The sequence below is a fragment of the Agrobacterium sp. ST15.16.024 genome, assembly GCF_027956545.1.
GTDB classification, from domain to species: domain Bacteria; phylum Pseudomonadota; class Alphaproteobacteria; order Rhizobiales; family Rhizobiaceae; genus Agrobacterium; species Agrobacterium cucumeris.
This window is the reverse complement of the sequence record NZ_JAQKGO010000001.1, coordinates 1448645-1474660: the sequence shown is the minus strand read 5'-3', so window position 1 is coordinate 1474660 and position 26016 is coordinate 1448645. Positions and strand designations below refer to the sequence as shown.

24 protein-coding genes are annotated in these 26016 nt (G+C 59.5%); 13 read left to right on the top strand and 11 right to left on the bottom strand.

Translation table 11 applies throughout. From position 1 onward, the window contains the following. Positions 1-17: 17 nt before the first annotated feature. The gene (locus PL640_RS07205; protein WP_271361258.1) at positions 18-317 is read right to left on the bottom strand and encodes a hypothetical protein; all 300 of its coding nucleotides are present in this window, start codon (positions 315-317) and stop codon (positions 18-20) included. Then, positions 317-2617 carry an FdhF/YdeP family oxidoreductase gene (locus tag PL640_RS07200; RefSeq protein WP_271361257.1) on the bottom strand — a complete coding sequence of 767 codons (2301 nt, stop codon included), beginning with the start codon at positions 2615-2617 and terminating at the stop codon, positions 317-319. Before PL640_RS07200 ends, PL640_RS07205 begins: the two co-directional genes overlap by 1 nt. Positions 2618-2944: 327 nt before the next feature. Here PL640_RS07200 and mgtE point away from each other — a divergent pair, with 327 nt between their 5' ends. Beyond that, positions 2945-4372, top strand: a complete 1428-nt coding sequence (mgtE, locus tag PL640_RS07195; RefSeq protein ID WP_271361256.1) for a magnesium transporter — start codon at positions 2945-2947, stop codon at positions 4370-4372. Positions 4373-4441: 69 nt separating this feature from the next. Next, positions 4442-4828 (top strand): MerR family transcriptional regulator, encoded by a 387-nt coding sequence (locus PL640_RS07190; RefSeq protein ID WP_046800119.1) that lies wholly within the window; start codon positions 4442-4444, stop codon positions 4826-4828. Between the two features lie 300 nt (positions 4829-5128). On the opposite strand, the gene PL640_RS07185 is transcribed toward PL640_RS07190, so the two are convergent. Together PL640_RS07185 and PL640_RS07180 are read right to left on the bottom strand one after the other, a co-directional pair. Further along, entirely contained in the window at positions 5129-6094 is a 966-nt protein-coding gene (locus tag PL640_RS07185) for a heparan-alpha-glucosaminide N-acetyltransferase (RefSeq protein ID WP_271361255.1), read from the bottom strand. Between the two features lie 60 nt (positions 6095-6154). Further along, the gene (locus PL640_RS07180) at positions 6155-6847 is read right to left on the bottom strand and encodes a DUF599 domain-containing protein (protein WP_271361467.1); all 693 of its coding nucleotides are present in this window, start codon (positions 6845-6847) and stop codon (positions 6155-6157) included. A 502-nt stretch (positions 6848-7349) separates the two neighbouring features. On the opposite strand from PL640_RS07180, the gene cobU reads away from it, so the two are divergent. From cobU to ccoP, 5 genes are all read left to right on the top strand, one after another. After that, positions 7350-7871 (top strand): bifunctional adenosylcobinamide kinase/adenosylcobinamide-phosphate guanylyltransferase, encoded by a 522-nt coding sequence (gene cobU, locus PL640_RS07175; RefSeq protein WP_271361254.1) that lies wholly within the window; start codon positions 7350-7352, stop codon positions 7869-7871. A gap of 239 nt (positions 7872-8110) precedes the next feature. Further along, positions 8111-9733: a cytochrome-c oxidase, cbb3-type subunit I gene (gene ccoN, locus PL640_RS07170; protein WP_052818410.1), complete on the top strand. Its 1623-nt coding sequence runs from the start codon at positions 8111-8113 to the stop codon at positions 9731-9733. Between the two features lie 10 nt (positions 9734-9743). Beyond that, complete coding sequence (gene ccoO / locus PL640_RS07165; RefSeq protein WP_137003548.1) at positions 9744-10475, top strand: cytochrome-c oxidase, cbb3-type subunit II; 732 nt, start codon at positions 9744-9746, stop codon at positions 10473-10475. Positions 10476-10487: 12 nt separating this feature from the next. Beyond that, entirely contained in the window at positions 10488-10640 is a 153-nt protein-coding gene (locus PL640_RS07160; protein WP_003502810.1) for a CcoQ/FixQ family Cbb3-type cytochrome c oxidase assembly chaperone, read from the top strand. Between the two features lie 3 nt (positions 10641-10643). Beyond that, complete coding sequence (ccoP, locus tag PL640_RS07155) at positions 10644-11507, top strand: cytochrome-c oxidase, cbb3-type subunit III (protein ID WP_137003547.1); 864 nt, start codon at positions 10644-10646, stop codon at positions 11505-11507. A 55-nt stretch (positions 11508-11562) separates the two neighbouring features. On the opposite strand, the gene PL640_RS07150 is transcribed toward ccoP, so the two are convergent. Genes PL640_RS07150 through PL640_RS07140 form a run of 3 tightly spaced genes read right to left on the bottom strand, consistent with a single transcriptional unit; the run spans position 11563 to position 12798 of the window. After that, on the bottom strand, positions 11563-12009 hold the full coding sequence (locus PL640_RS07150) for a VOC family protein (RefSeq protein WP_271361253.1): 447 nt from the start codon (positions 12007-12009) through the stop codon (positions 11563-11565). Positions 12010-12025: 16 nt separating this feature from the next. Beyond that, complete coding sequence (locus PL640_RS07145; protein ID WP_271361252.1) at positions 12026-12382, bottom strand: VOC family protein; 357 nt, start codon at positions 12380-12382, stop codon at positions 12026-12028. An 11-nt stretch (positions 12383-12393) separates the two neighbouring features. Then, positions 12394-12798 carry an SRPBCC family protein gene (locus tag PL640_RS07140; RefSeq protein ID WP_271361251.1) on the bottom strand — a complete coding sequence of 135 codons (405 nt, stop codon included), beginning with the start codon at positions 12796-12798 and terminating at the stop codon, positions 12394-12396. Positions 12799-12917: 119 nt separating this feature from the next. On the opposite strand from PL640_RS07140, the gene ccoG reads away from it, so the two are divergent. From ccoG to gndA, 5 genes are all read left to right on the top strand, one after another. Then, on the top strand, positions 12918-14501 hold the full coding sequence (gene ccoG / locus PL640_RS07135; RefSeq protein ID WP_271361250.1) for a cytochrome c oxidase accessory protein CcoG: 1584 nt from the start codon (positions 12918-12920) through the stop codon (positions 14499-14501). After that, positions 14498-14998: a FixH family protein gene (locus tag PL640_RS07130; protein WP_271361249.1), complete on the top strand. Its 501-nt coding sequence runs from the start codon at positions 14498-14500 to the stop codon at positions 14996-14998. Before ccoG ends, PL640_RS07130 begins: the two co-directional genes overlap by 4 nt. Beyond that, positions 14995-17286: a cation-translocating P-type ATPase gene (locus tag PL640_RS07125; protein ID WP_271361248.1), complete on the top strand. Its 2292-nt coding sequence runs from the start codon at positions 14995-14997 to the stop codon at positions 17284-17286. The genes PL640_RS07130 and PL640_RS07125 overlap by 4 nt, the downstream gene beginning before the upstream one ends. Beyond that, on the top strand, positions 17283-17441 hold the full coding sequence (ccoS, locus tag PL640_RS07120; RefSeq protein ID WP_035223387.1) for a cbb3-type cytochrome oxidase assembly protein CcoS: 159 nt from the start codon (positions 17283-17285) through the stop codon (positions 17439-17441). Before PL640_RS07125 ends, ccoS begins: the two co-directional genes overlap by 4 nt. Positions 17442-17604: 163 nt before the next feature. Then, positions 17605-19035: an NADP-dependent phosphogluconate dehydrogenase gene (gene gndA / locus PL640_RS07115; protein ID WP_271361247.1), complete on the top strand. Its 1431-nt coding sequence runs from the start codon at positions 17605-17607 to the stop codon at positions 19033-19035. Between the two features lie 66 nt (positions 19036-19101). On the opposite strand, the gene PL640_RS07110 is transcribed toward gndA, so the two are convergent. From PL640_RS07110 to PL640_RS07100, 3 genes are all read right to left on the bottom strand, one after another. Further along, the gene (locus tag PL640_RS07110; RefSeq protein WP_003525025.1) at positions 19102-19428 is read right to left on the bottom strand and encodes an RcnB family protein; all 327 of its coding nucleotides are present in this window, start codon (positions 19426-19428) and stop codon (positions 19102-19104) included. Between the two features lie 190 nt (positions 19429-19618). Next, positions 19619-20650, bottom strand: a complete 1032-nt coding sequence (mgrA, locus tag PL640_RS07105) for an L-glyceraldehyde 3-phosphate reductase (protein WP_127756005.1) — start codon at positions 20648-20650, stop codon at positions 19619-19621. 103 nt (positions 20651-20753) lie between these two features. Further along, positions 20754-23252, bottom strand: coding sequence for a beta-mannosidase (locus PL640_RS07100; RefSeq protein ID WP_271361246.1), 2499 nt, complete (start codon positions 23250-23252; stop codon positions 20754-20756). A gap of 489 nt (positions 23253-23741) precedes the next feature. Here PL640_RS07100 and PL640_RS07095 point away from each other — a divergent pair, with 489 nt between their 5' ends. Then, positions 23742-24794: a LacI family transcriptional regulator gene (locus PL640_RS07095; RefSeq protein WP_271361245.1), complete on the top strand. Its 1053-nt coding sequence runs from the start codon at positions 23742-23744 to the stop codon at positions 24792-24794. Positions 24795-24985: 191 nt separating this feature from the next. Here PL640_RS07095 and znuA read toward each other — a convergent pair whose 3' ends face one another. Continuing rightward, positions 24986-25969 carry a zinc ABC transporter substrate-binding protein ZnuA gene (znuA, locus tag PL640_RS07090; protein WP_271361244.1) on the bottom strand — a complete coding sequence of 328 codons (984 nt, stop codon included), beginning with the start codon at positions 25967-25969 and terminating at the stop codon, positions 24986-24988. Positions 25970-26016 lie beyond the last annotated feature (47 nt).

Below are 26016 nucleotides of genomic sequence, written 5' to 3'. Positions count from 1 at the left end.
GGGATGCTCCGTTCGTTTCAAATCCGGGAGGAGGACGCGGCCAGTGCCTGTCCTTCCGCCGTTGCCTGCAAGAAGCTACGCTGCGTGCGGGCATCGCGTTTCGTGACCCGCACGAAGCGGGGTGACAGGGCAGCGATTTCGCGCAGAACGAGGGCATGCGCAAGCCCCAGCCGGTTGGCGATGCTGCGGCTATCGGTGGCAATATCGAGATGGATTGCCAGAAGGATTGCGGCACCCGTGGCCGTCAGTTCCTGCGATTGCCCTTCAATCTGTTCCACCGCCGCCATGAAGGCGGCAGCGGATTGTTCGTCATCCATCAGGAGGCGTCCGGTCGCAGGCGGATGGAGACCAGCACCGATTTCGATGTTGGTGTGAAGCTGCCCTCACCATAACTCGACAGCGGCACCAGCACGTTCAGTTCCGGATAATAACCGCCGACGCTGCCCTGCGGGATATTATAGGGCACCAGCCGGAAATTCTCGGCTATGCGCTCGACACCGTCGCCATATTCGCCGATGACATCCACACGCTGGCGGGAATGGGCGCCGAGCGTCTCCATGTCCTTCGGGTTCATGAAGATGACGTGGCGTTCGCCATAGACGCCGCGATAACGATCATCCATGCCGTAGATTGTGGTGTTGTACTGATCGTGGCTGCGGAATGTCTGCAGTACGAATAGGTCGTCGCGCGTCAGCGCCTGCTGGTGTTCGGTCTTTTCGGGCAGTGGGCCGCTATAGAAGGTCGCCTTTTTCGCCGGCGTGTTCCATTCCCGTTCAGACGCCGTGTTGCGCAGACGAAAACCGCGCGGCACGCGGACGCGTTCGTTGAAATTGTCGAAACCGGGAATGACCCGCTCGATCATGTCGCGAATGAGATCGTAGTCATCGGCGAGCGCCTTCCAGTTCACATGGACATTACCGAGGGTTGCCTGGGCAATGCCGGCGACGATGGCGACTTCGGAACGCAGTTCGTTCGAAGCGGGCGGGTTGATGCCGCCGGAACCATGCACCATGCTCATGGAATCTTCGACGGTGACGATCTGCGGACGGCCCAATGAATTCAGATCAATTTCCGTTCGCCCGAGACAGGGCAGGACGAAGGAGGTTTCGCCTGGCACCAGATGCGAATGGTTGAGCTTGGTGGCGATGTTGACCGTCAGCTTCTGCTTTTCGAACGCCTTGACGATCAGCGGGCTGTCGGGTGTCGCCCGCATGAAATTGCCGCCAAGCGCGATAAAGGTCTGAGCCTCGCCATCCAGCATGGCGGCCACGGCCTCGACCGTGTTGTGGCCGGGCTTGCGTGGCATGGGAATGCCGAGTTCTTTCTCCAGCGCATCGAGAAGGGCAGGTGGGGCTTTTTCATCGATGCCGACGGTACGGTCGCCCTGCACGTTGGAGTGGCCGCGCACCGGGCAGAGGCCGGCGCCGGGACGGCCGATATTGCCGCGCAGCAACATGAAATTGGTGATTTCGCGGACAATGATGACCGAGTGGCGGTGCTGGGTGACGCCCATGGCCCATGTGGCGATGACGGAACCGGCATTCATGTAGATGCGTGCCGCTTCCTCGATTTCCGCGCGGGTGAGGCCCGACTGGTCGAGAATGGTTTCCCAGCTTGTCGCGTCCACGGCAGCGCGGTAGGCCTCGAACTCCACCGCATGTTCGGCGATGAAATCGTAATCGATGATGGCGTCTTCACCCGCAGCCCTTGCGGCATCGTCGGCGGCGAAGACCGCCTTGCTCATGCCGCGCACGGCCGCCATGTCGCCGCCCTGTCGCGGCTGGTAATAGTTGGTAGCGATCCTGGTGTTGCTGCCGGTGATCATCTCGATCTTGTCCTGCGGATCGGCAAAACGCTCCAGACCTTTTTCGCGAATGGGATTGAAGACAGCAATCCTCGCGCCACGAAGGGCTGCCCGGCGCAGATCACCCAGCATGCGCGGGTGGTTGGTGCCGGGGTTCTGGCCGATGACGAAAATCGCATCGGCGTGCTCGAAATCCTCAAGCAGCACCGTGCCCTTGCCGACACCGATCGAGGCTTTCAGGCCAACGCCGCTTGCTTCGTGGCACATGTTGGAACAATCGGGGAAATTGTTGGTGCCGAAAAGCCGGACCATCAATTGATAAATGAAGGCGGCCTCGTTGGAGGCGCGGCCTGATGTATAAAATTCCGCCCGGTTCGGATTGTCGAGGCTGTTGAGAATCCGGCCGATTTCGGCAAAGGCGTCGTCCCAGGAGACAGGCAGATATTTGTCGGTCGCCCGGTCGTAACGCATCGGGTGGGTGAGGCGACCCTGTTTTTCCAGCTCGTAGTCGGACCAGCCGCGCAATTTGGAGACGGTGCGGGTGGCGAAGAAATCCGGCGGCACCCGGGCTTCCGTCGCTTCCCATGCCACCGCCTTGACGCCGTTTTCGCAGAATTCGAAGGAAGACCCGTGTTCGGGATCGCCCCATGCGCAACCGGGGCAATCGAAACCATCGGGCTGGTTCGCCTTCAACAGCGCACGCGCGCCGGAAAGCGGCGCACCGGATTCCATAAGCCGTTTGCCCACGCTTTTCAGCGCGCCCCAGCCGCCTGCGGCCGAAGAAGCCTTGCCGATGAAATCCGTCTTGCTCATTGCTGTATTTTTCCTGAAATCTGCGTGATCGGCCATGTGGCGAATGAGGCCGATCATATGTAAAGAAGCTTCTTCAGAATCGTCTTTAGGCGACATATGTCAATCTTTAACTTGCCGTTTTCTGCGGAACAGTCGGGCATTGCGGGGCGTTGTGCGAAGTGCGGCGCTCGTGGATTATTGTCGCGCGAAAGGGCGGTTCATGACATTTTCGTCGCAGTTGCGAGGCTTGTTGTTTTCCGCCTATCCGGTTGTTGACAATGCGCTTTTTAACGCCATTCTGCCTGCGCATTCGTGCACTGCGGCATTTTAAGAACAGGGGGACGCCAGATGACAGACCGTGACGACGATCTTGCCGCTCCCGAAGAGTTGAGGCCGACAGAAGCACCCTCCGACATCTATGCCGAGGACGGGTCCGTCCGTTCGGATTTTCTGGCGATGGTGGGGGCGGCGATCGCCGACCGCGACCTGCTTTTCCTGCGCAAGAATGTGGCGCGGCTGCATGAGTCCGAACTCGGTGACGTGCTGGAATCCATTCTGCCCGAACAGCGCCACGCACTCGTGCGGCTTCTCGGTTCCGATTTCGACATGACGGCGCTGACCGAGGTGGATGAAGGCATCCGCCTCGATATCGTCGACCAGATGTCGAACGAACAGATCGCCGCCGGTATCGGCGAGCTGGATTCGGACGACGCCGTCTATATTCTCGAAGATCTCGACGATGACGATCGCGAGGATATTCTTTCGCAGCTGCCGTTTACCGAGCGGGTGCGGCTGATGCGGGCGCTGGATTATCCGGAAAGCTCGGCCGGTCGCCGCATGCAGACGGAATTCGTCGCCGTGCCGCCGTTCTGGACCGTCGGCCAGACCATCGATTATCTGCGCGAGGAGGAGGAACTCCCGGAATCTTTCTCGCAGATATTCGTCATCGATCCCACCTTCAAGCTGGTCGGCGCGCTCGATCTCGACAAGGTGCTGCGCGCCAAGCGTCAGGTGAAGATCGAAACGATCATGCACGAGACCAACCATGCCATTCCGGCCGAAATGGACCAGGAAGAGGCGGCGCAGCTTTTCGAGCAATATGACCTTCTGTCCGCCGCCGTGGTCGACAATAACGGCCGGCTGGTCGGCGTACTGACCATCGATGATGTGGTCGACGTCATTCAGGAAGAGGCTGAAGAGGACTTGCTGCGCCTCGGCGGCGTGGGTGATGAAGAGCTGTCGGATAGTATCGTCAGCACCTCGCGCTCGCGTGTGCCGTGGCTTGCGGTCAACCTGCTCACCGCCTTTCTGTCCGCCTCGGTCATCAGCCTGTTCGATGCGACGATCCAGCAGATCATTGCACTGGCAATCCTGATGCCGGCGGTGGCCGGCATGGGCGGCAATGCGGGATCGCAGACCATGACGGTGTCGGTGCGGGCGCTGGCGACCAAAAGCCTCGATATTCACAACGCCGCCCGCATTATCCGGCGCGAAGCAGGGGTCGGTATCCTGAATGGCATGTTGTTCGGCTGCGCCATTGGCATCGTTGCCGGAATCTGGTTTCAGGATATCCATATTGGTGGCATCATCGCCACAGCCATGTGTCTCAACATGCTGGCGGCGGCGCTGGCCGGCATTCTCATTCCGCTGGTTCTGGACAAATTCGGGGCTGATCCTGCCGTTTCTTCCGCGGTGTTCGTGACTGCGGTCACCGATATCGTCGGCTTTTTTGCCTTTCTGGGCATCGCAACCTGGTGGTATGGTATTTCCGGGTAGGCGGATGGCAAAAATTGACTTTTACGTGAAGGTCAAATAATATTATCCGGTGATGAATCGGATAGGCCCTTGGACAAGTATTATAGCATAACCGAACTGACACGCGAATTCGGTGTTTCCACCCGCACCTTGCGTTTTTACGAGGATGAGGGCCTCATTCACCCTGAGCGCCGCGGTCGCACACGGCTTTTCAGGGCTGCCGACCGTCGTCTCATTCAGGAAATCCTGCGCGGCCGCCGCATTGGATTTACGATCGCCGAAATTCGCGAGATCATTCACGTCTACAAGGAGCCGCCGGGCGAATCGGGTCAGCTTGTGCTTTTGATGAAGAAGGTCGATGAAAAACGCGCCGATCTCAGGCAGAAGCGCAAGGACATCGAGGAGACGCTGGCGGAACTCGACAATGTCGAAGAGGCCTGTCTGACGCGGCTCGCCGAAATCGGCGTCGGGACTTGAGCATAGCTCGATAGCTCCCGCTTCATAAATGATGAAACATCGGCGCCTCTGATTTCACTTCTGAGACAGAAAATTGTGAGGTGATATCTGGAGCGGGCGATAGCCGCTTGTTTCTTCTCCCCGCCGGGAAGAAGTCCGCGGCAGCGGGATGAGGGGGGCAAGCTCTCCGAAATCCGGCAACGTTTCCCCCTCATCCGACCCTTCGGGCCACCTTCTCCCGGCGGGGAGAGGAAACGAGGGGCAATGTCGCCGCCCTTATCGAAAGTCCGGCAAAGCGGCGGCAATACCTGGTGGTTCCCCTTACTGCGCCTCAACCGTACACTGCTGTGCCAGTTCGCTGACCTTCGTCTGCTGATCGGCGCTGAGCTTGCCTTCCATCATGATGTCAAACAGGCTTTCCGTCTGCAGTTTTTCCAGCGTGCAGCCGCAGAAACGTTGGCACAGTTCCACCCCGTTCGCCTGTTCGACACAGCTTTTTTCGCAGCTGGATTTGTAAAGCTCCACCTGATCTACGGGAGGAGGCGGTGCCACGACCGACAGGACGTAAACGAGGCCGATCAGCACCGGCTGATGAATGAGGTAGAAGGCCAGGCTGTGCCGGCCGGCGCTGGCAACCAGATTGCGTGGTGAGCTGGGGTTGCGAAAGCGATCCAGCCAGCCGCGAGGGGTGACAAATTGCGAAACGCCAAGTCCGGCGAGGAATGGGGCGAGCCATGGCAGCAACGGTACATAATCGTTGGAGCGGGGCGGCATGGTGGAAAAGCCGATCCAGGCCAGCCATTTCGCATTAAAGAGATCGGATTGCAGATATTGCGGCAACGCGAAGGCGATCACCGCGAAAAGCAGCGTCACCAGCGCTGGTGCGCGCAGGAACAGCAGCCCGACGAGGCTTGCGGCGGCGATATTATGCAGGATGCCGAAGAAGATGAAACTGTCGGGAAAGGCGAAATAGGTGGCGGCGGTAATCAGCAGCGCCGAACCTGCCACCATGGCGAAACGCTTGCCGAAGGACGGCCAGTTCAGGCCTTTGCCATGGGCGAGAAACAGGCTGAAACCGGCCAGAAACAGGAATGAGGTGGCGATGCCGCGGGCATAGAGCTTCCACAGGCCCGTGGTTGCCGTGCCGGGTTCGAGATAACCGAAATATTCCAGGTTCCACGTGAAGTGGTAGGATGCCATGGCGAGAAGCGCCAGCCCACGCAGGGTATCAAGACCGCCAATGCGGCCCCTGCGGCTGGTTTCGGTGATGGCTGCGTTTTTATCCATGTTTTCCGCTTTTCACGAGACCGGTATTCATTCGGGCTTGGCCCTTGAAGTGCGGCTATTTCAAGGCCTGCTGTCTTCCATGATGGCGCGACGCGCCTCGGAAAAGAACTGCCGGCGCAAGAGCGCCACGATGATGATGACGGTGCTGGCGATGAAGACATAGGGGCTGATGAACCAGCCAAGATATCCGATGGACAGGAAGATCGTTCGCAGGCCGTCATTGAAATTCTTAGCAGCGATGATGTTCATCTTTATGACGTTTTCGGCGGCGCGCTCGGCCGCCTCGCGGTCGGAACTCGCATCATGGACCATCGGAATGGCGCCGAACAGGATCGTGCAATAGTTGAACAGACGGTAGGACCAGCCGAATTTGAAGAAGGAATAACCGAACAGACAGGTCAGCCCGATAACCTTCAGCTCGAAGGCCGTGCGTCCGGAATAATGCACGAACGGCATGTCGCGAAACACCGATTCGACCTGCTCGGTGGCGCCGAGCAGGGCAAAGCAGCCGCCGATGGCGAAGATGGAGGTGGAAGCGAAGAAGGCCGTGCCGTTCTGCAGGCCGGCCATGATCTGGGTGTCGATCATCTTCAGATCGCGTTTGAGCGAATTCATGATCCAGTCACGCCGGCGTTCGGCCATGGCCTGGTTGAGGCTGGCGCGCGAAAACAGCCGCGATCCCGTCGTGATATGGGTATAGGCAGCCCACAGCACGACGAAAATGATGATCGATATATAGTCCATGACGGTCATCACGGGCAGGTCACCTTGCTGTTTACGAATCTTCGAAAGCATATTGATTTGAAGGTCATGGCAAGGCAATGGCGGCCGCCCCGTCGCGAGAATATTCTGCGGCCGCGTTGCAGCTTCGTCATGGCGCGATTTCGCTAACCTTCCGGTAACCCTATGGCTTTATCAATCGCTTCGCGGACGCAAGGTCTGCCGGTTCCGGGTGAGGTTTTGCGTACCGGTTCCGTGTAAATTCCCGGCACTATTCCCGGCCGATTGACAGAACAGCCATTCGCACCTAGCCTTTCATGAGGACCGGTGTTTCCGGTATCCGGAGTTGCCAAGGCTGATATGTCCCGCATCCCGCAGGCAGGTTTTGTCTCTCCGGTCCGGTATCAGCGGCAGTCCGGCATGAACAACCGGGGGACGCCTTTTTCTACGAATCGTTCCCTTCATGGCCGCCTGTTTCTGGCTTGCGACATCGCAAAGACGCCGGTCCGTTTCATTTTCCTCATTCAGGTTTCCGATGACAGATAAAAACCGCTCCGTTTTCATTCTTGGAGGCGCGCGCTCCGGCAAGTCGCGTTTTGCGGAAGAGCTTGCGGTAAATGCCGGCGGAAGCCTGCATTATCTGGCCACCGGCAGGCCATGGGATGAGGAGATGCGTGACCGCATCGGCCATCATCAGGCGCGGCGTGGCGGCGAGTGGGCGACCCATGAAGCGCCGGTCGACATAGTCTCGGTGCTCGCGCGCCTCGACCGGCCGGAGAATGTCATCCTCATCGACTGCCTGACATTGTGGCTCACCAATCTGATGATGGAAAATGCCGATATCGAGGCCGCCTTCGACGTTCTGGCGGCGGCGGTGGCGCCGGCAAGAGCGAAACTGATTCTCGTCTCCAACGAGGTTGGTCTTGGCATCGTGCCTGAAAATCGCATGGCGCGTGAATTCCGCGATCATGCCGGCCGGCTGCACCAGCGTATCGCGGCCATTGCCGACGACGTCTTTTTCGTCGCCGCCGGGCTGCCCCTGAAGATGAAGGGCTGACGCGACACCTGCAAAAGCAGGATCGCCATCACCGCGCACTTTTGTTTTTACGCAAATTCCCTCCATAAAGCCGCGCCCTGTTTTATCGGGGCTGCGACAGCTTTGCTTTCTTGATCTGGATCAAGGTGGCGTTGCCCTGCCGGTGGCAATGCTCCAACCGACGCAAAGGCGCGTTTCCGCTCTCCCAGGCGCACAACCTGCCTTTCGTCGGTCGGCTTGCACGTTGGGGGAAACCAACAATGAATTACACGTTAGAAACCGCGATCGTGGCCCTTGGGGCCTTTCTCGCGTTGCTTGGGGCAGCTTTTGCCCATGACAGTCTTTTCGCCGCCCATATGTGGGTGCTGTTCTTTACACTGCTGGTCAGCACGGTGCTTCTGTTGCGCCGTGTCTCCTTCGCGCCTGTCGATCCGGCCGCGCTCGCCCGCCGCAAGTCGGAATATTTCGACGAGGTGGTGAAATACGGCGTCATCGCCACCGTGTTCTGGGGTGTCGTCGGTTTTCTGGTTGGGGTCGTGGTGGCGCTTCAGCTTGCCTTTCCCGATCTCAACATCGCACCCTATTTCAATTTCGGCCGCATGCGGCCGCTGCACACCTCGGCGGTGATCTTCGCTTTCGGCGGAAATGCGCTGATCGCCACGTCCTTTTACGTGGTGCAGAGAACCTGTCGGGCGCGCCTGTTCGGCGGCAATCTCGGCTGGTTCGTGTTCTGGGGTTATAACCTCTTCATCATCATGGCCGCCACCGGTTACCTGCTCGGCATCACCCAGGGTCGCGAATATGCGGAGCCGGAATGGTATGTCGATATCTGGCTGACCATCGTCTGGGTCGCCTATCTCGTTACCTTCCTCGGCACGATCTTCATGCGCAAGGAGCCACATATCTATGTGGCGAACTGGTTCTATCTCGGCTTCATCGTCACCATCGCCATGTTGCACATCGTCAATAATCTGGCGGTGCCCGTGTCGTTCCTGGGCGTCAAGAGCTATTCGGCGTTCTCGGGCGTGCAGGATGCGCTGACGCAATGGTGGTACGGTCATAATGCCGTGGGCTTCTTCCTGACGGCCGGCTTCCTCGGCATGATGTATTATTTCATTCCGAAGCAGGTGAACCGCCCGGTCTATTCCTACCGCCTGTCGATCATCCACTTCTGGGCGCTGATCTTCATGTATATCTGGGCCGGTCCGCATCACCTGCACTATACCGCGCTGCCCGACTGGGCGCAGACGCTCGGCATGGTGTTCTCGGTGATGCTGTGGATGCCTTCGTGGGGCGGCATGATCAACGGCCTGATGACGCTTTCGGGCGCATGGGACAAGATCCGCACCGATCCCGTCGTGCGCATGATGGTGATGGCGGTGGCCTTCTACGGCATGGCGACCTTCGAAGGTCCGATGATGTCGATCAAGGCCGTCAACTCGCTCAGCCACTATACCGACTGGACAATCGGCCACGTTCATTCCGGCGCGCTTGGCTGGAACGGCATGATCACCTTCGGCGCGATCTATTACCTGACGCCGAAACTCTGGGGCAGGGACCGTCTCTACAGCCTGCAACTGGTCAACTGGCACTTCTGGCTCGCCACGCTCGGCATCGTCGTTTACGCCGCCGTCATGTGGGTGGCCGGTATCCAGCAGGCTCTGATGTGGCGCGAATATGATAGCCAGGGCTTCCTCGTCTATTCCTTCGCGGAATCGGTCGCAGCCTTGTTCCCCTATTACGTTATGCGTGCCCTGGGTGGCCTGATGTTCCTCAGCGGCGCGCTGATCATGGCCTACAACGTCACGATGACCATCCTCGGTCATCAACGCGAGGAGGGCGCCCGCAAGGACGCGGCTCCTTCGCTGCAGCCTGCTGAATAAGGAGAGGCCGATGTCCATACTTGACAAACACGGCGTCATCGAACGCAACGCCACGCTGCTTCTGGTCGGCTCCCTGCTGGTCGTCTCCATCGGCGGTATCGTGGAAATCGCACCGCTCTTTTATCTCGAGAACACCATCGAGAAGGTGGAGGGCATGCGGCCCTACACGCCGCTGGAACTGGCCGGGCGCAACATCTACATCCGCGAGGGATGTTACGTCTGCCACAGCCAGATGATCCGGCCGTTCCGCGACGAGGTGGAGCGTTACGGGCATTACAGCCTGGCGGCGGAATCCATGTATGACCATCCGTTCCAGTGGGGCTCGAAGCGCACGGGGCCAGACCTCGCGCGTGTCGGCGATCGTTATTCGAACGAATGGCACGTGCAGCATCTGGCCGATCCGCGCTCCGTGGTGCCGGAATCGATCATGCCGTCATACGCCTTCCTCAAGACGACGCCGCTGAAGATCACCGACATCTCGATGGAGCTGAAGGCCAACCGCGCCGTCGGCGTTCCCTATAGCGATGAGATGATCGAGAAGTCCGCGGCTGATCTTGTCGCCCAGGCCGATCCGAATGCGGATTCGTCGGAACTTCTGGCGCGTTACCCGAAGGCGAAGGTCGGCGATTTCGACGGCGATCCGGCCAAGCTTACCGAAATGGATGCTCTGGTCGCCTATCTGCAGATGCTCGGCACGCTGGTCGATTTCTCGACCTATGACGATGCCGCCGGATACCGGTGAGGAGGCGAAACGATGGAAACCTATACGGCCATGCGCCACTTCGCCGACAGCTGGGGCCTGCTTGCCATGACCCTGTTCTTCGCCGGCGTCGTCGTTTTTACCCTTCGCCCCGGCTCCAAGAAGGCCGCGGACGATGCCGCCAGCATTCCGCTCAAGGAGGACTAGGATATGTCCGAAAAACACATTGATGACATCAGCGGCGTCGAAACCACCGGCCACGAATGGGACGGCATCCGCGAGCTGAACAATCCCATGCCGCGGTGGTGGGTGTGGACCTTTTATTTCACGATCCTGTGGGCCATCGGTTATACCATCGCCTATCCGGCTTACCCGCTGATATCAGGCGCAACAAAAGGGCTGCTCGGCTGGAGCAGCCGCGGCGAAATCGCCGCCGAAATTGCCGATGCGAAACAGGCGCAGAGCGTCTATGTCGACAGAATCGCCAATTCCTCGCTTGCCGAAATTCAGGCGGACCCGACCCTGATGCAGTTTGCCCTTTCCGGCGGTGCAGCCGCTTTCAAGGTCAATTGCATTCAGTGTCACGGTTCGGGCGCGGAAGGCGGGCAGGGTTATCCCAACCTCAATGACGATGACTGGATGTGGGGCGGCAGTGCCGACGATATCTACACGACGGTGAAGCACGGCATTCGTTTTGCCGATGATCCTGATACGCGCGCTTCGGAAATGCCGGCCTTCGGTGACATCCTCCAGTCGAACGAAATCCGCGAGGTCGCGGCCTATGTCGTCAGCCTTACCGGCACGCCTTCCAACCCGGCGCTGGTGGAACCCGGCAAGCAGCTCTTTGCCGACAATTGCGCCTCGTGCCACGGGGAAGACGCCAAGGGTAATCGCGAATTCGGCGCACCCAATCTGGCCGACGCGATCTGGCTGAAGTCGCATGGGGAGGAAGGCATCGTTTCGCAGATCCGTTCGCCCAAGCACGGCGTCATGCCCGCCTGGGGTGAGCGTCTCGGTGACACGACCGTCAAGCAGCTGGCGATCTTCGTGCATTCGCTTGGTGGGGGCGAATGAGGCAAGTAGAATGTAAGGAAGGGCGCCGGGGAGGCGCCCTTTTTTATTGTTCAGATCAGGCGCTTTCCGACCGTCCATCCGGATATTCGGCCGGTCCCTTCAGCTCGATCTTGTTGCCGAAGGGATCACGGAAATAGAACGAATGTCCCATCCCTCTCGCGCCGCCGTGAAAGGCTTCCTGTTCTATCATGACGTTAAATTTCGCCAGATGGGTGCGAAGCGCATCATGGTTCAGGGGACCGGTCGCTATGCAGATGTGATCGACATTACGACCTCCGGCGACGGGCGGAGCGGCCTTTGTGCCACCGGGGTGCGTGACATCCCACAGCACGATCAGGGCATTTCCGCACCAGACTTGTTCCATCCCAAGAGCAGGGTAAGAGTAACCATCCCTGCATCCCAGCACGTTCCGGTAAAAATCGAGCGCCCGCGTCATGTCGTCGACGATGAAGACGATATGATCGATACCGACCAACGAAAAAGGCGGTGTTGTCAAAGTCATGGCGAGCTCCTGCCGATCAGCTTTTCGACCAGACGGCCAGTTCGTATCCATCGGGATCGGTGAAATGGAAACGCCGGCCGCCGGGAAAGGCGAAGATCGCGACGCTGATCTGTCCGCCGGCGGCTTCGACACGCCGCTGGACATCCTCGATATCGGCGGCGTAGAGAATGACGAGCGGTCCGCCCCTGGCCGAAACCGGCGCGGTGGTGGTGAAGCCGCCCGTCAGGCGGCCGTCGGAAAACTCGCAGTATTGCGGGCCGTAGTCCTTGAAGGTCCAGCCGAATGCGCCGCCGTAAAATTCCTTGCTGCGTTCGATGTCGGCGACGTTGAATTCGACATAGTCGATGCGCCGGTCATTGGCATTTTCTGTCATCATTTACTCCATCAATCCGCTTCAAGCAGCGATTTCAGCGTTTCGAGATCGGCCGTGATCGCGCTCGCATCCTGCTCGAAATCCTCGTCCGTCATGCCGTCAAGCCGAAGCAGCGTGAAGCTCACTTCCGCGCCGCTGCCATTCGGCGTTACCCGAAGCGCGTTATAGACCTTCAGCCCGTCAGGCAATGTGACGACGTGATCTATGACGCCGAATTCGTTGGCCGGCGCGAAATTGACACGCACCTCGCCAAGCGGTCCGCCATCGGCGATCCAGTCGTTGCCATCCGGCTTCAGGCCGCCGCCCAGACCTGCCGCCCAGCGCGGCATGTTCTGCGGGTCGGAGGCGAAACCATAGACCTGTGCCCACGGCTTTTCGACTGACAGGTGAATGATTCTCGACTGCATGACAGGCATCTCGTCCTCCCTCTGCGGCGCGGTCCCTCCCTGCGCCACTTTGTCGTCACTTGATGTAAGTCAAGGATGTTTCCCCGCTGAGATGGGAGAAAGCAAGGAGATAAAAATGGACTCCTATCATGAACATCTATCGCGCCGGACAGGATCGCCCGCAGCAGCCCGTCGAAAGGCTGGAGGCGGAAGCCGTCAATTCCGCAAAAACGCGCAAACCGCTTTACGAAGCGCGCAAGAAGATTTTTCCGAAGCGCGCCGAAGGCAGGTTCCGGCGGTTCAAATGGCTGGTGATGCTGGTCACGCTCGGCATCTATTATCTGACGCCGTTCCTGCGCTGGGATCGCGGTCCCTATGCGCCCGATCAGGCGGTATTGATCGATATCGCCAACCGACGCTTTTATTTCTTCTTCATCGAAATCTGGCCGCAGGAGTTCTTTTTTGTTGCCGGCCTGCTGGTCATGGCGGGGCTGGGGCTGTTTCTCGTCACATCAGCCGTCGGGCGTGCATGGTGCGGTTACACCTGTCCGCAGACCGTCTGGGTCGACCTGTTTCTGGTGGTCGAACGGGCGATCGAGGGCGACAGGAACGCCCGCATGAAACTGGACGCGGCGCCCTTCACATTTGGCAAATTGCGCAAGCGGGTGCTGAAACATGCGATCTGGCTGGTGATCGGCGTTCTGACCGGCGGTGCCTGGATTTTCTATTTCGCCGATGCACCGACGCTGGCGATGCAGTTCATGACCGGGCAGGCGCCGATGATCGCCTACTCGACCGTCGCCACGCTGACCGCCACCACCTATGTCTTCGGCGGGCTGATGCGGGAACAGGTGTGCACATACATGTGTCCCTGGCCGCGCATCCAGGCGGCGATGCTGGATGAGAATTCGCTTGTCGTTACCTATAATGACTGGCGCGGCGAACCGCGCTCGCGGCACGCCAAGAAGGCTGCGGCAGCTGGGGAGAGCATCGGCGACTGCGTCGATTGCAATGCCTGTGTCGCGGTCTGTCCCATGGGCATCGACATCAGGGACGGGCAGCAGCTGGAATGCATCACCTGCGCGCTCTGCATCGATGCCTGTGACGGGGTGATGGACAAGATCGGCAAGCCGCGCGGGCTGATCGCCTATGCGACGCTGTCCGAATATCAATCCAACATGGCGCTGGCGACCGGCAATGGCGAATACGCCATCCGCCCCGCCAATGTGCGTGAGGAGGACGGCAGTTTCAGCAAGCGTGTCCGCCACTTCAACTGGCGCATCATCTTCCGGCCGCGCACGCTGCTTTATACCGCCATCTGGGCTGCCGTTGGCATCGGCATGCTGTTTGCGCTGGTGACGCGCGAGCGGCTGGCGCTCAATGTCCTGCATGACCGTAATCCGCAATATGTGCTGGAATCGAACGGGTCGATCCGTAACGGCTATACCGTGCGCATTCTCAACATGGTGCCGCAGCCGCGCGTAATGAGCCTGACGATAGAAGGCCTTCCCAATGCGGTGATGAAGATAAACGGCATGCCGGATACGGCTGCGCGCGCCTTCGAGGTGACGGTGGAGCCGGATGAGGCGACGACGCTGAAGGTCTTTGTCACCCTGCCGGGCAAGAATATCGCGCGGACGGCGGAAAACTTCGAATTCATCGTCAGCGATACGGCCGGCCACGAAACGGCCCGCTACGATGCGGTCTTCAATGCTCCGGGAGTGAAAAAATGACAGTCAACAATCGCCAGACATCCGGCTTCGTTTTCACCGGCTGGCACATGCTCGGCGTCATGGTGCTGTTCTTCGGCACCATCATCACCGTCAACATGATCATGGCCTGGAATGCGGTCCACAGCTGGAGCGGGCTCGTCGTGCCCAACACCTATGTTGCCAGCCAGCAGTTCAATGCCAAGGCGGAAGCCGCCAAGGCACGGGCTGCAACCGGCATCAAGGGCAGGCTCGTGGTGAATGAGAAGACCGTTCGTTACGAGGTTTTCCATCCGGAAAAAGGCCCGATCGATACGGACACGGTGACGGCGCATTTTCGCCGGCCTGTGGGTGAAAGCCAGAATTTCGACATGGAACTGACCCCGGCCACCACCGGCGTCTTTACCGGCGCACATGACATGCTACCGGGGCAATGGATCGTCGAGGTTACCGCTGTCAAGGACGGCCGGATCATCGTGCATGAGGGCACGCGGATTGCCGTTATCAGGGGACGTCAATGAGCTGCTGCGCACCGGGAACGGAAGGCTCGCTTCAACTCGGCGAGCCGGTCAATCCACCATCGTCGGAGGAATTGCTGCTGGCGAGCCGCGATCTGGGGCAGGGGCTGCGTCAGACCGATCTCAGCGTGCCGGATGTTTATTGCGGTGCCTGCATCACAACCATCGAGACTGCGCTTAACCGTTTGCCACAGGTGGAACGCGCGCGGGTGAACCTGTCGTCCAAACGTGTGGCGGCTGTCTGGAGGGAAGAGGTCAATGGCGTCAGGACCGATCCCGCCGAGATTGCCCGTGCAATTCTGTCGACGGGATACCGCACACATCTTTTCGCCAGCGGGCAGGATGCTTCCGACGCGTTACGCTCGCAGCTGATCAGGGCGGTGGCGCTGTGCGGTTTTGCCTCCGCCAATATCATGCTTCTGTCCGTCTCCGTCTGGTCGGGGGCGGATGCGGCGACGCGCGACATGTTCCACTGGATTTCGGCGATGATCGCCGCGCCGGCGCTGATCTATGGCGGGCGTTTCTTCTATCAATCTGCCTGGAACGCGCTGAAACACGGCCGCACCAATATGGATGTGCCGATCGCGCTTGCCATCACGCTCTCTTATGCCGTTTCGCTGTGGGAGACGATCCATCACGGTGAGCATGCCTGGTTCGATGCGACCGTGTCGCTGCTGTTCTTCCTGCTGATCGGCCGCACGCTCGACCATATCATGCGCGACAAGGCGCGCTCGGCCATTGCCGGATTGGCCCGGCTGTCACCACGCGGCGCGACCGTCATCGGTGAGGATGGAACGCGGGAATATCGCCAGCTTGCCGATGTCCAACCCGGAATGTCGATTGCGATTGCGGCAGGTGATCGTGTGGCGGTGGATGCCGTGGTCGTCTCCGGCAGCAGCGATCTCGACATGTCCATCGTCAATGGTGAAAGCGCGCCGCGCCGCGTTGCGGCAGGCGACAGCCTGCAGGCCGGCACGCTCAACCTCACCGGTTCGCTCACCGCCCGGGTGACCGCCTCGGCCAGGGATTCCTTCCTGTCGGAAGTGATCGGGTTGATGGAGGCGGCCGAAGGCGGGCGGGCGCGTTACCGCCGTATCGCCGACCGCGCCGCAAGCTATTATTCGCCCGTGGTGCATCTTCTCGCGCTGGTCACGTTTATCGGCTGGGGCATTTTTGGCGGGGACTGGAAACAGGCGATGCTGATTGCCATTGCGGTTCTCATCATTACCTGCCCCTGTGCGCTCGGCCTTGCCGTTCCCGTCGTGCAGGTGGTGGCCGCTGGACGGCTCTTCCGGCACGGCATCATGGTCAAGGAAGGCTCGGCCATGGAGCGGCTGGCCGAAATCGACACCGTGCTGTTCGACAAGACCGGCACCCTGACCGTTGGTAAACCGAGACTGGTCGAGACAGGGGATGTGAAGCCGGCCACCATGGCAATTGCGGCGGGACTTGCTGCCCATTCGCGTCATCCTCTCTCGAAAGCCCTACATGCCGCCTATAACGGTGCCTTGCCGGCCTATGAGTTGGTGCGGGAAATTCCAGGCTCGGGTGTCGAGGCCGAGACGGAAGCCGGCATCTACCGGCTCGGCAATCGCCGTTTCGCCTGCCCGGATGAGGCACGGACCGACAATGGCGATGCGCGGTCGGAAGTGGTGCTGTCGCTCGATGGCCATCAACTGGCGAGCTTCGGTTTCGAGGATAATCCGCGCGCGGGTGCGGTTGCGGCTTTGCGTAATCTCTCAGTGCGGTGCCTGATGCAGGAAATCGTTTCGGGTGACCGGGCCGCCGCCGTCAGCGCCATGGCGCAGCGGCTGGGGATCGGCAACTGGCGTGCGGACCTGTCGCCGAAGGACAAGGCGGCGCGCTGTGCCGAACTTGCCGGCGAGGGTCGCAGGGTGCTGATGGTGGGAGACGGTATCAACGATGCGCCGGCGCTTGCCGCCGCCCATGTTTCCATGGCGCCCGCCACCGCCGCCGATATTGGCCGTCAGGCCGCGGATTTCGTGTTCATGCAGGAGGATCTCGATGCCGTGCCTTTTGCGATCGAGACATCGCAGCGGGCCGGAAGGCTTATCCGGCAGAACTTCGCGCTTGCCATCGGCTATAATATCATCGCCGTGCCGATTGCGATTGCCGGTTATGCGACGCCGATGATCGCGGCCATTGCGATGTCGACATCTTCACTGATCGTCGTTGCCAATGCGTTGCGCCTTGCCGGTGCGGCGGAAACCATCCGTCCCCGGAACGACGTAAAAACAGGATTTGCGGGCGAGGGGGCGCAACTGGCATGAACATGCTGATCTATCTCATTCCCGTCGCACTGTTTCTGGGTGCGCTCGGGCTTTTCGCCTTCCTCTGGTCGGTTCGATCAGGGCAATATGACGATATGGACGGGGCTGCCTGGCGGGTAATCGATGATGGTGACGACCGGCCACGGCCCTCTTGAAGGGGAAGCAAAAGGTCAGTTTTGAACTGTTCTTGACCTGTCGCAAATATGCAAAGCTGACTTGCGTCATCAAAATTTAATCGTTTCAGTCCCGGCTAGCCTTGCCGTTTGTCCATTACAGTGCCACAACACGACCACCTAAAAGCAAGATGGAGGCACATCCGTGGAACAGGCAGAAATCGGTTTGATCGGTCTCGGCGTCATGGGCTCGAACCTGGCGTTGAACATCGCGGAAAAGGGCAACAAGATTGCCGTATTCAACCGAACCCCGGAAGTTACACGAAAATTCTACGCCGATGCGGGCGAACTGCAGGGCCAGATCATTCCCTGCGAAACCATCGAGGAATTCGTCGCTGCAATTCGTCCTCCGCGCCCGATCATCATCATGATCAAGGCCGGCGATCCGGTTGACCAGCAGATGGAAATCCTGAAGCCCCATCTCGCCAATGGCGACATCATGATCGACGCCGGCAATGCCAATTTCCGCGATACGATCCGCCGTTTCGACAATCTGAAGGATAGCGGCCTGACCTTTATCGGCATGGGCGTTTCCGGCGGTGAAGAAGGCGCGCGTCACGGACCGTCGATCATGGTCGGCGGCACCGAAGACAGCTGGAAGCGTGTCGAGAAGGTGCTGACCTCCATTTCCGCCAAATATAATGACGATCCGTGCGTGGCATGGCTCGGCAATGACGGCGCCGGCCACTTCGTCAAGACCATCCATAACGGCATCGAATATGCCGACATGCAGATGATCGCCGAAATCTACGGCATCCTGCGTGATGGCCTTGGCATGAGCGCCGTCGAAATCGCCGATGTCTTCGCCGAATGGAACAAGGGCCGCCTGAATTCCTACCTGATCGAAATCACCGAGAAGGTTCTGCGCGCCGCCGATCCGATCACCGGCAAGCCGATGGTCGATCTGATCCTCGACAAGGCCGGCCAGAAGGGCACCGGCAAGTGGTCGGTCATCGAGGCGCAGAACATGGGCGTCGCCGCAACCGCCATCGAAGCGGCCGTGGCTGCCCGTATTCTCTCCTCGCAGAAGGATGAGCGCGAAGCTGCCGAGAAGATCTTCGGCCTGCCGACCCTCGCGGCGGCACCGGCTGACAAAAAGGCCTTCATCGCCGATCTGGAAAGCGCGCTTCTGGCCGCCAAGGTCGGCGCTTATGCGCAGGGCTTCGCCATCATGTCGGCCGCTTCGAAGGAGTTCAACTGGAACCTGCCGATGCCGACGATCGCCCGCATCTGGCGCGCCGGCTGCATCATCCGCTCGGAATTCCTCGATGAGATCACCTCGGCCTTCACCAAGGATCCGCATGTGGCCAACCTCATCGTGACACCTGCCTTCGCCGCCATCGTCAAGGATACCGATGCGCCGCTGCGCCGCGTGGTTTCCTACGCCGTGCTCTCCGGCCTGCCGGTTTCGGCGCTGGCTTCGGCGCTCGGCTATTTCGATGCCTATCGCCGCGGTCGCGGCAGCGCCAACCTCATTCAGGCGCAGCGCGACTTCTTCGGCGCGCATGGTTTCGAACGCACCGACGGTGTCGACAAGCCGCACGGCCCATGGGGCAGCGGCGCCGAAATTTTCTGATCGGCTAAAACGATAAAAACAAAAGGCCCGTGCAAGCGGGCCTTTTTCATTTCATTGATGCTTGGATTAGCGGGCGGCGGCGAGACCGACGATGAGGCCGCTGACGGCGTTGATCAGCAGGAACTGGTTGTCGACGCGGACCCAGCGCTGGTCGCGGCGCGGTTCTGCAAGATGGTAACGGCGGTAGTCACGGCGGTCCACCATGTTGCGACGCTCACGGGCCGAGAGGCGCTGGCCGCGATCCCAGCGGTGCTTCTTGACGATGACTTTCTTGGTGGTGACCTGACGCTCGACGGTGACGCCGCGATGGCGATCGTCGTGGCGGCTCTGGGCCTGTGCCATCGGAGCTGCAAGAACGGTGGCTGCCAGAAGAATGGTGACGAACTTTTTCATGGAAGTTTCCTCTCGGGTTTCGATGAGGAGAACTTACGAATAAACGAATGAACGGAAACTGAATTTAAAATTACATTTATGTAATGGTTGTTAATGCTTAGGGGCGGGAGTTAATCTTTTGTTTTGAGTTTCCTGGCGCAAGTTTCGGAGCGTGCAGGCCGCCCGGCGTAACCGGGCGACCGTTCCTGTATCAGACCCGTTCGGCGGATTTTGCCCAGAGGTTGATATCCGCATCCCTGGCGTAACGATCGATTTCCGCCAGCTCCTCGGTGGAGAACTCGGCATTGTCGAGCGCCTTGACGCAATCCTCGACCTGTTCGACACGGCTTGCGCCGATCAGCGCCGAGGTGATGCGGCCGCCACGCAGAACCCAGGCAATCGCCATCTGGGCCAGCGTCTGGCCGCGGCGTTCGGCAATGCTGTTGAGGGAGCGGATGTTTTCAACATTGCGCTCGTTGAGGAAGGCCGGGTTCAGCGACTTGCTCTGCGATGCACGGCTGCCATCCGGCACGCCGCCGAGATATTTCGTCGTCAGCATGCCCTGCGCCAGCGGCGAAAAGACGATGGAGCCGATGCCCAGTTCTTCCAGCGTATCGACGAGACCGTCTTCCTCGATCCAGCGATTGATCATCGAGTAGCTCGGCTGATGGATGATGCAGGGCGTGCCGAGGTCCTTGAGGATGGCGGCGGCCTCACGGGTGCGCTTCGAGTTGTAGGACGAGATGCCGACGTAAAGCGCCTTGCCCGAGCGCACGATCTGGTCCAGCGCGCCGCAGGTTTCCTCAAGCGGCGTGTTGGGGTCGAAACGGTGGGAATAGAAAATATCGACGTAGTCCAGCCCCATGCGCTTCAGGCTCTGGTCGCAGGAAGAGATCAGATATTTGCGGCTGCCCCATTCACCATAGGGGCCGGGCCACATGTTGTAACCGGCCTTGGAAGAGATGATCATCTCGTCGCGATAGCCGGCGAAATCCGTCTTCAGGATTTCACCGAAGGCGGTTTCGGCGCTGCCGGGCGGCGGGCCGTAATTGTTGGCGAGATCGAAATGGGTGATGCCGAGATCGAAGGCACGGCGGCAAATTGCCTGTTTCGTCTGGTGCGGCGTATCGTTGCCGAAATTGTGCCAGAGCCCCAGCGAGATTGCCGGCAGTTTCAGGCCGGTCTTGCCGCAATGATTGTATTTCATGGACGCGTATCGGTTTTCGGCCGGTTGCCAAACCATGGGTCTTCCTCCACTTGCTGATGACTGGCTGCCGGAGAACCCGGCAACCCTTTGAACCGATGAAAACAGGCGCGGGCGCACCTGTCATTCCCGAGAGGGATGGTTATGCCTTTCTCTGCATTGTTTCAATGCCGGGATTGGGCGAGGATTGGCAGGAATGAAGATCGAAGATGCGGAAATGTGGCTGGGGGCCATCCGCCTTCGGGGTGAAGATGATGCGGCGCGTTTCACCGGCGGAAAGATCGAACAGATTGTCCGAATATCGCCCCGGCTGGTCCGCCTCCAGCATGACGAAGAGGGCGAGACCGGCGGCGGTGACATCGATTTCAGACTGGCCATTTTTCAGTGGGCCGACTGACAGATCCAACCCGGCGGGCTGAAGCTCCAACGCCTTGTAGGTGTCGCGCACGTGATGGCCTTCGCCGGTCATGCCGTTGGAGGCAATGAAGCTCCACGCAAGGATGGCGCCATCCGGCAGGCTGTCCATGTCGATTTCTGTCAGCGTCGCGGCCTTATCCGTCGCGCATGTGCCGTTGGCGGATTTCAGCGGCACGCGGTTGCCGTCCATGGTCAGCGCAACGATGTTCATGTCGATCTCGACATCTTCCGCCGTGTCGTTGACCATGGAAAAGCTCACCTGTCGCCCATCCCTGGAGGGAATGGCCGAGACCGTGACCGGCTGGAAGAACCGTCGGGCGGCATAATGCAGCGCCTTCCAGCCGCCGCCATAATCGAGGCTCGACCATGAGGCGACCGGCCATGTGTCGTTCAGCTGCCAATAAAGTGTGCCCATGCAATGGGGTTTCAGCGAGCGCCAGTAGTCGACCGCCGTGCGGATGGCCAGCGCCTGCTGGACCTGGCTCAGATAGACGAAGTTCTCGAAATCCCTGGGGAAGCGGAAATAACGGAACATGGTGCCGGCGATCCGCTCATTGCCGCCGACATTCTTCTGGTGCAGCTCGATGACCGGGGAGGCGATGTTCATGTCCCTGTCTTCGGCATAGGTGCGGATGACGGGCATGGATGTGTAGGACTGGAAACCGAATTCGGAGCAGAAACGCGGTTTGACCGACCGGTAATTGTCGAACGACTTATTCTCGTGCCAGACGGACCAGTAATGCATGTCGCCGGAGCCATCCGCATGCCAGGCATCGCCGTAATCGAGATAACCCGACGCGGGACTCGATGGCCACCAGAGCGCTTCGGGGGCGGCTTTTTTCAGGGCCCGTTCGATGTTGCGGTTCAGGCGATCATAGGCGACGAGATAGCGGTCGCGATTGTTGCGGGATTCATCGAACCAGGTCAGCGCGCCCACCAGCTCGTTATCGCCGCACCACAGCGCGATGGAGGCATGCGAGGACAGGCGTTTCACCTGGTAATCGACCTCGTGTTCGACATTGTCGAGAAAGTCCTCGCTGCAGGGATAGAGATTGCAGGCGAACATGAAATCCTGCCAGACCAGAAGGCCGAGACGATCGCAGAGATCGTAGAACCAGTCTTCCTCATAGAACCCGCCGCCCCAGACGCGGATCATGTTCATGTTGGCCTCGACCGCGGAGCAGAGGAGATCTTCGGTCTTTTCCCGGCTGGTCAGCGAATGGAGCGCATCTGCCGGAATCCAGTTGGCGCCGCGGCAGAAAATTTCCCGGCCGTTGATGCGGAAAGCGAAACGGCTGCCCGCTTCATCCTTGTCCGTCAGTAATTCGATGGTCCTGAAGCCGATCTGGCGGGTGACGGTCTCGTCGGGCAATTCCACCGTCAGCCTGTAGAGCGTCTGCTCACCACTGCCGGCCGGCCACCAGAGTTGCGGATTTTCCACGAAGAAGACGTGGCGCACCACCGTCTCGCCCGCGCCGACGCCGCAATCGAGCCGCAGTCTTTCATCGTTAAGGGAGAGGTAGACCGGCAGGCTTGCCGGGCCTTCGGCAAACAGCGTCACGGCTACATGCAACTCAACGCCGCCTTCGACATGATGCTGCGAGGTGACGACATGCTCGATGCGTGCCGTATCGAGGCGCTTCAGCAGGATTTTGCCGTAAAGCCCAAGCGGCGCAATGGCGATGTTCCAGTCCCAGCCGAAATGGCATTGCGGCTTGCGCAACATGTTGCCATTGGCGATCGGCGAATTGCCGGGGTGATAGGGAATATAAAAGGGCTGCCGCGCCTGACGTTCCGCACCGGCCACGATGTTGGAATGGAAATGGATGCGGATGGTGTTTTCACCCGGCCGCACTGCACGCGAAATATCGGGGCGGTAACGGCGGAAGCAATTGTCCGCGCTTAGGACCGGGACATCATTGACGAAGACGATGGCGACGGTGTCGAGATAATCAATATCGAGATACCAGCTGGCATCGGCCTCATCGAGGATGAATGTGCGCTCAATGATCCAGTCCCGCTGCGCCACCCATTGCACCGCGTTTTCATTGGCGCCGTGATAGGGGTCGGGAATGATGTCCGCATTTTTGAGCGCGGTGTGAATGTCGCCGGGGACGGAAAGCTCGGTGGCATGGTCTCCCTCCACCGAACTCAGGCGCCAGAGCCCGGCCAGATCGATGGTGGTTTCTGGCGTGGAAGAAGAGATCATGGTGGGACCCTGCATAATATGAATTCAACAAAGACGGCCCGGCATTGTGAAGCAGGCTTGTGTCAGAATCTGGGGGAACCGCATGTCGGCAAAGCGGCTTTTGCCGGTTCGCTCCACGTCACGATCTTCTCCCTTCGGCAACGTTACCGTAAAACAAACGTGCCGTCATGTCTTTGATCGCCGACTGGCGAGGCTAAATGCGTCTGTCATCAACGTCACGCGGTGAAGAGGTAGTCTTATTCTAATTCTTCGATAATTGATTTATATATACCAATAAGTTATGTTTGTTTTTTAATTTAAATAATTAATTTCTGTATGTTTTCGAGGCTTGGGTTTCATGGCTGCGGGAACAGTTTCATGGGAGGAAATATTTTTTGCACCTGCATCGTTATAGCTGAATTGAGGCGTGATGGGATGAGGCCGAGCGGTGTGAGGGGACGTTTGCCTTTGCAACAGCGCAAAAGCTATCTATGATTATCGTTCGGTAAAGCGTGGCGAAATGACATGAACGATACTGGTAAATCCGGCGGGGGCGAAGCACCCGCGACGACGGGCGAGCGCCCGACCTTGAAGACCATCGCCTATATGACAGGTCTTGGCATCACCACAGTCTCGCGTGCATTGAAGGATGCGCCCGACATCGGCGCCGAGACCAAGGAGCGCGTGCGGCTGATCGCCCGGCAGATCGGCTACCAGCCGAACCGGGCCGGCGTGCGGCTTCGCACCGGCAAGACCAATGTCATCGCACTGGTGCTGAGTGTCGACGAAGAGCTGATGGGTTTCACCAGCCAGATGGTGTTCGGCATCACCGAGATACTCTCCACCACGCAATATCACCTGGTCGTCACGCCACATATCCACGCCAAGGATTCCATGGTGCCGATCCGCTACATTCTCGAGACCGGTTCGGCGGATGGGGTGATTATTTCGAAGATCGAACCGAACGATCCGCGCGTCCGTTTCATGACCGAGCGCAACATGCCCTTCGTCACCCATGGGCGGTCCGATATGGGCATCGAACATGCCTTTCACGATTTCGACAATGAGGCCTATGCCTACGAGGCAGTCGAGCGTCTGGCGCAATGTGGGCGCAAAAGGATTGCCGTGATCATGCCGCCATCGCGATTTTCCTACCACGATCATGCGCGCAAGGGGTTCAATCGCGGGATCAGGGATTTCGGCCTTACCGAATTTCCCATCGATGTCGTCACCATCGAGACGCCGCTCGACAAAATCCGCGATTACGGCCAGAGGCTGATGCAATCGGATGATCGCCCCGATGGCATCGTCTCTATCAGCGGCAGCAGCACCATCGCGCTGCTGGCAGGCTTCGAAGCGGCGGGTGTGAAGATCGGCGAAGACATCGATATCGTCTCGAAACAGTCGGCCGAGTTCCTGAACTGGATCAAGCCGCAAATCCATACCGTCAACGAGGATATCAAGCTGGCGGGCAGGGAGCTTGCGAAAGCCCTTCTGGCACGTATCAACGGCGCTCCGCCGGAAACCCTGCAGAGCGTCAGCGAGCCGGTCTGGTCTTCCATGGCGCCGAAGCCGTAAAGAGCAGCGTCGGAATCGATGCTTTGCACCCGACTCTGTTGCGGGTTGCCACTTACTCGCCGTCATGCCGGCCTCGAGCCGGCATCCAGCCAGCCCAAGTCCTTGGGCTGAAAGGAGGCTTCCCGTCGCGCGGACGCGCGTCGGCTGGATTCCGGCTCAAGGCCGGAATGACGGAAAAGAAGCGTTATTGCTCACGGCTGGGCCAGGCAGTCCTTCAGCGAGCCGGCAATGCCGCGCATCAGCTTGAAATAGAGGTCGGGACCGGGCTCCAGCGTGGCCGCTTCCGGATCGAGCGTCGCGGACTTTGCCGCCGTGCCTTCAGTGATGACCGAGATCAGTTTCGGCTCGAATTGCGGTTCGGCGAAAACGCAGGTTGCGCCTAGCTGGCGAACCTTTTCCTGCATCTGCTTGACGCGGTCCGCACCGGGCAGGGTCTCGGGGCTGACGGTGATCGACCCCGCCGTCGTCACGCCATAACGGTGCTCGAAATATTGATAGGCGTCGTGAAAGACGATGAAAGGCTTGTCCTTGATAGGCTTGACCGTTTCAGCCAGTTCCGTGTCGAGTGCGTCGAGATCGTCGATCAGCTTTTTGGTGTTGGCCTGATAGGTTGCCGCATTGCCGGCATCGGCCGCAATCAGTGCGGTTTCTATCGTCTGCGCCATGGCCTTGGCATTGGCGGGATCAAGCCAGAGGTGAGTGTCATAGGCGCCGTGCCCATGGTCATGGTCGCCGTGGTCATGGCCATGATCGTGTGCCGCCTCGCCATCCGCATGGTCTTCATGACCTTCTTCGCCATGGTCATGCGCCTCGAAGGGGCCGCCTTCACGGAAAGGCAGCTTTTCCAGCCCCTTGGCGTCTTCCAGTTCCACCACCGTCGCCTTGCTGGCCAGTGCCTCCAGCGGCTTTTCCAGGAAAGCTTCCAGCCCGGGCCCAACCCAGAACACCACATCCGCCTTTTCCAGCTTGCGCGCATTGGAGGGCCGCAGGTTATAGGTATGTGGCGAGGCGGCACCCTCAACGATAAGCTGCGGCTCACCAACGCCGCGCATGATGGCTGCCACGAGCGAGTGGATGGGCTTGATCGAGACCACGACATCGGGCGCGGCTGTGGCGCCCGAAGCGGCGGCCGCTATTGCCACCGACGCCATGAGCGGGATCAGGATCGATTTCATGCAATGTACTCCACTTGAAGAAGTATAGTTATGTTATTACATTTATT